Raw genomic sequence first — 4,381 nt, forward strand, 5'->3', positions numbered from 1 at the left:
TGGGACAACGCCAAGAAATACATCGAGTCCGGCTATCACGGCGGCAAGAACTCGCGCGCGCACCGGGCGTCCGTGATCGGCGATACCGTGGGCGATCCCTTCAAGGACACCTCGGGACCGAGCCTGAACATCCTGGTCAAGCTGATGAGCATCATGGCCATCGTCATGGCTGGGGTGACCGTGACCTATAGCTTGCTCTGACCCCGATGCGGATCAGCTGAACGGGTGATTTCCAGGATGGAACGGCCGTGGTGTAGGGGCGACTGAAGTCGCCCCTAGGAAGGGTTGAAGAGTAAGTAAAACAACTCGACGGGAGAATGCCTTTGCCACGGTTGTCTCTCGACAACGACAACGTTTGGATTCGGTGTTCGATCTATTCCCGACACCTGACCTACAGCCGTCGGGATACGGATTCCCGAAATCGCTTCAGTGCTGGTGATAGAGGTCGTCGAGCGGGCTTTCGTGGGCAAGGGGGGTGCCGAGCTCCGCCCAAGTGAAGAGATTGAATGCGCGATGTCCATTGTGATCGAGCACCCGCAGGCTGTCCGACTCGGTGAAGCCGTTCATGACCTTCTTGAAATGACCCTTGTAGCGCTCCTTAGCCAGCTCGATCGGGATCTCGTAGGCCAGGAACTTCGGGATGCCCTTATCCTTGAGACGCTCCAGCAGATCCGGATTCTCGAGCGAGTCGTAAGAGGTCACGATGACAATCGGACCGTTGCCGGTCACCAACATTGCGCATTTCATGTGGCTTCTCCACCAGGTTGATCGCCCAAGCCGGGCGCAGTAAACAGCGTGTCGCGAGGATCTTTTCCGGACCGGACAGCATCGTTACCGGCAAGGATGAAGACTGGCCCGGAGCGCGCGGATTTTAACACCGAAGGAGACAGGGCGGGCACGGCGCGACCCCCGTCTGGATCGCGCGAGTCGAAGGTCGACGGAAAGCGCCCGGCATCCGACGACAAGCGAGCGCGGGTCAATCCTCCTCGTCGACCTCTGCAAGGACGACACTGGTCGCATTCGCCGGATCGTCGGTCAAGACCCGGCAATGCGCCCGCCCGTCGACCAAGTAGAGGTTGAAGCCGTCGGCGCTGCGCACCGGCTTGCCGACGCCGATGTCGTCATCGCTGCAATGGGTGAGATGGATATCCGTGAACGCCTCGCGCAGGGCGCCGAAGGTCTTCGCATTGAGACCCACGCGACGATGCCGCAGGACCCCATGCGCGTTTTTGAGCTCATCAAGGGACGCGTTGGAGAGCGTGCGACGCAGCCGCTTAAACTCGCGCTTGCGCAGTGTCTCGAGTCCCTCGCGATACAAGCGAGCGACATGAAAGCGGTCCACGCAGATGAGGACGCGTTTACCGAACACGGCCTTTGCGGCCCCGATGAGGCCTTGGCAAAGGTCCGATCAGACGACCGCGACGGTGCGCCGTAAGCGCTTGGGAATGCTTCGAAAAAACGCCTCCACGATGGCCTTGGCCCGCGCGGGGAGCAGGGCGATGACGCGGAGCCGATCCTTCACATAGACACTGATCACGACGACAAAATCGCGATGACCCTTCGTCGCAGCGCATCGACACCGACCGCATGCTTGAGATTCACATCCTCGAGCGTACTCTTGATCAAGTCGAGCAGTATCTGCTGCTCGAAGAGCACAAGGCGATCAATGGCGATATCAGGCAGGTTCAGCAGGGTCTGAAGGGTGTCCGTGTCGAACATGATTATAGGCCGCGTCCGAATAGGGTTCTGCCCGCAAGCAAGGTTCAGGTTATTGATTTAAAAAATATCAATAACCCCATGAGATCCGAGAGAGCCAAATTCCGTGTTCTTCCGTGGCCAAGGCACACCGCTCACCAGAGTCTCGGTGGCCGAAACTATGATCGAGGCCCGCAGGTCTATCGCTGGATCGTGCAGACGCCGACGCGCAACTATGTCGGCGAAACTGAGACCTGGGCTTATACTTATTCCGGGATGATTCCTGTATTTTGTTCGGCAAGGGCAAGCTCAAGGGACGCTCAGGATGCTTGATCCATACTCTGCCTCAGATTTCTCGCCGGCGACCCGAGAGTTCTTGGAACTCCTGCCTGTCGGAACCTATGAGCTCAGGATCCGCCCGGACGGCAGCATCGAATTCACCCATGTCAGTACCCGTTGGTTGGAGATGTGCGGCTTCAGTCGGGCCCAATTCATGGCCGATCAAGGACTGGCCATCGAGGTGATCCATCCGGATGACCGTGACAGCATGATCGCGGCCAACCTGGAGTCACTGACCAAGAACCAGCCCTTCCACTGGGAGGGACGGTTGCTTGTCCATGGCGAGCTGGTCTGGGTCGCGATCTCCTCCAACCCCTTCGAGTCCGAGGATGGCGAGATCCTCTGGGAAGGGGTGATGATCGACGTCAGCGCCTACAAGCGACTCGAGTTACAACTGCGCGAGCGTCTGAACCAGCTGAGTGTCTTGCTGGAGCATCTGCCCACGGCGGTGCTGGTCGCGGCCTTGACCCCGGATCAGCCGGTCATGTTCAGCAATGCCGCCTGCGAGCGGGTCTTCGGTTATACCCAGTCCGAGATGCCCGGGCTCCGCGATTGGGCCCGCCTGGTCTGTCCCGACCCCGAGGGTCATGCCGCGCTCTGGATCTGGTGGGAGAGCGCGCTCGCCGAGGCCATCGCCTCCAAGGGCCGAGTCGAGCCCAAGACCTTGCGAATCATCCACAAGGACGGCAGCGAGCGTCATGTCGTCATGAGCGCCGCCTTGGCCGATGACCTGCTGATCGCCTCGTTCGAGGACATCACCCAGTCCAAACGTGCCCAGACCGAGCTGGACGAAACCCGGCGGTTGCTCGATACGGTGCTCGCCAATGTCGATGCCTATATCTATGTCAAGGGATCGGACCATCGCTATCGCTACATCAACCCCAGGGTGGCCGAACTCTATCGGCGACCCGCCGATAAGATCCTCGGCAAGACCGACGCCGAGCTGTTTTCGAAAGACTTTGCGCACTCTTTCCAAGAGCTCGATGAGCAGATAGTGCTGCATTCACATCGGTCCGCGGGTCAGGAACGCTTCGTCGATGCCTCGGGCAAGACGCATCATTTCTGGACGGTCAAGCTGCCCCTGCGCTGGCGAGACGACGAGCGTGCACTGATCGGCTTCTCGACCGAGATCAGCGAGCTCCTCGAGGTCCAGGCGGCGATGGCACGCTCGGAGGCCCGCTTCCGCACACTCTTCGAGTCGACCAGCGAGGCGATGATGCTGCTCGATGCCCGCCATTTCATCGACTGCAATCAGGCCACGCTGCGACTCTTCGGAATACCCGATCGAGAGACCTTTTGCGCCGCCCATCCAAGCGACCTCTCCCCACTCATTCAACCCTGCGGGACCCACTCGTCCGAGCTGGCCAACCGACACATCCAGGCCGCGCTGCGAGAGGGGAGTCGGCGCTTCGAGTGGGTTCACCGTCGCTCCGATACCGGTGTCGAGATCCCCTGCGAGGTGGTGCTGAGCGCGCTCGATCTGGAGGGTGATCGGGTGCTCTTGGCCGCTGTGCGCGACCACACCGAGCGCTGGCGCGCCGCGGCCGAGCTCCGCCAAACCCAGGAGCGTCTGGAGGCCATGCTCGAGGCCATGCCCGCCCTGATGTTGCGGATCGATCGGTCGGGTCGCATCCACGAGTTTCACTCCTCCTTCACGACTCAGCTCTATGTGCGACCCGAGTCCTTCCTCGGCAAGCGGGTCGCGGAGGTCCTTCCCACCGAGGCGGCGGACGTCATCATGGCGGCCATCGAGGAGGCGGCGACCCGGGGGCGTCATCAAGGCGGCATCTATTCACTGCCGATGCCCCGGGGCGAGGTCTGGTTCGAGCTCTCGGTCGCGGCGATGGGAGCGCCCAAGCTGCCGAGCGAGGAGTGCGTGGTCCTGGTCCACGAGATCACCAGGCAAAAGCATATCGAGGAGGAGCTGCGCCTGAGCGAGCAGAAGTTCCGCACCTTCGTCGAGGATGCCAACGACATCATCTACACCCTGAACCTGGCCGGCGAGTTCCAATATCTCTCGCCCAATCTACGCGAGATCCTCGGCTTTGACCCGGCCGATTTTCTCGGCCAATACATCGCGTCCATCGTCCACCCCGATGATCTGCAGAGCTGCCGGGCATTTCTGATGCGTCTGCTCGAGACCAAGCAAAAGCAGAGCGGGCTGGAGTATCGCGTGCGTCATCAGGATGGTGACTGGCGCTGGCATGTCACCAACGCCTCGCCCCTGCTCGATCCCGACGGCACACTCATCGGGATGCTCGGCATCGCCCACGACATCAGCGAGCGCAAGGCCAACGAGGCCCATATCAGCCATCTCGCCCACTAGGAGCCTGTCCGACTTGTGTTC

General features: G+C 60.9%; 6 protein-coding genes and 1 pseudogene. 3 read left to right on the top strand and 4 right to left on the bottom strand.

Annotation, left to right across the window (positions count from 1 at the left end):
- A partial coding sequence (locus tag B4N44_RS15890; protein WP_296702814.1) for a sodium/proton-translocating pyrophosphatase occupies positions 1–201 on the top strand: 201 nt, incomplete at its 5' end.
- A 225-nt stretch (positions 202–426) separates the two neighbouring features.
- On the opposite strand, the gene B4N44_RS15895 is transcribed toward B4N44_RS15890, so the two are convergent.
- The 4 genes and pseudogenes from B4N44_RS15895 to B4N44_RS15910 form a co-directional block, all read right to left on the bottom strand.
- Positions 427–747, bottom strand: a complete 321-nt coding sequence (locus tag B4N44_RS15895; RefSeq protein ID WP_296702817.1) for a hypothetical protein — start codon at positions 745–747, stop codon at positions 427–429.
- Positions 748–976: 229 nt separating this feature from the next.
- Complete coding sequence (locus B4N44_RS15900) at positions 977–1,198, bottom strand: DUF6129 family protein (protein ID WP_296702831.1); 222 nt, start codon at positions 1,196–1,198, stop codon at positions 977–979.
- Positions 1,172–1,393, bottom strand: a pseudogene (locus B4N44_RS15905) (transposase); the annotation flags it as partial. The pseudogene B4N44_RS15905 and the gene B4N44_RS15900, both read right to left, overlap by 27 nt.
- Positions 1,394–1,408: 15 nt before the next feature.
- A complete protein-coding gene (locus B4N44_RS15910; RefSeq protein WP_296702820.1) occupies positions 1,409–1,537 on the bottom strand; it encodes a hypothetical protein in 129 nt (42 codons plus the stop codon).
- Between the two features lie 50 nt (positions 1,538–1,587).
- Here B4N44_RS15910 and B4N44_RS15915 point away from each other — a divergent pair, with 50 nt between their 5' ends.
- The gene (locus tag B4N44_RS15915; protein WP_296702825.1) at positions 1,588–2,028 is read left to right on the top strand and encodes a hypothetical protein; all 441 of its coding nucleotides are present in this window, start codon (positions 1,588–1,590) and stop codon (positions 2,026–2,028) included.
- Positions 2,029–2,071: 43 nt separating this feature from the next.
- A complete protein-coding gene (locus B4N44_RS15920; RefSeq protein ID WP_296702828.1) occupies positions 2,072–4,360 on the top strand; it encodes a PAS domain S-box protein in 2,289 nt (762 codons plus the stop codon).
- Positions 4,361–4,381: the final 21 nt, after the last annotated feature.

The organism is Thiocapsa sp. UBA6158 (assembly GCF_002423035.1).
GTDB lineage: Bacteria > Pseudomonadota > Gammaproteobacteria > Chromatiales > Chromatiaceae > Thiocapsa.

What these genes read in the sequence shown, in the direction of transcription:
- B4N44_RS15895 (WP_296702817.1), bottom strand. Translation starts at nt 747, where the DNA reads ATGAAATGCGCAATGTTGGTGACCGGCAACGGTCCGATTGTCATCGTG.
- B4N44_RS15915 (WP_296702825.1), top strand. Translation starts at nt 1,588, where the DNA reads ATGCTTGAGATTCACATCCTCGAGCGTACTCTTGATCAAGTCGAGCAG.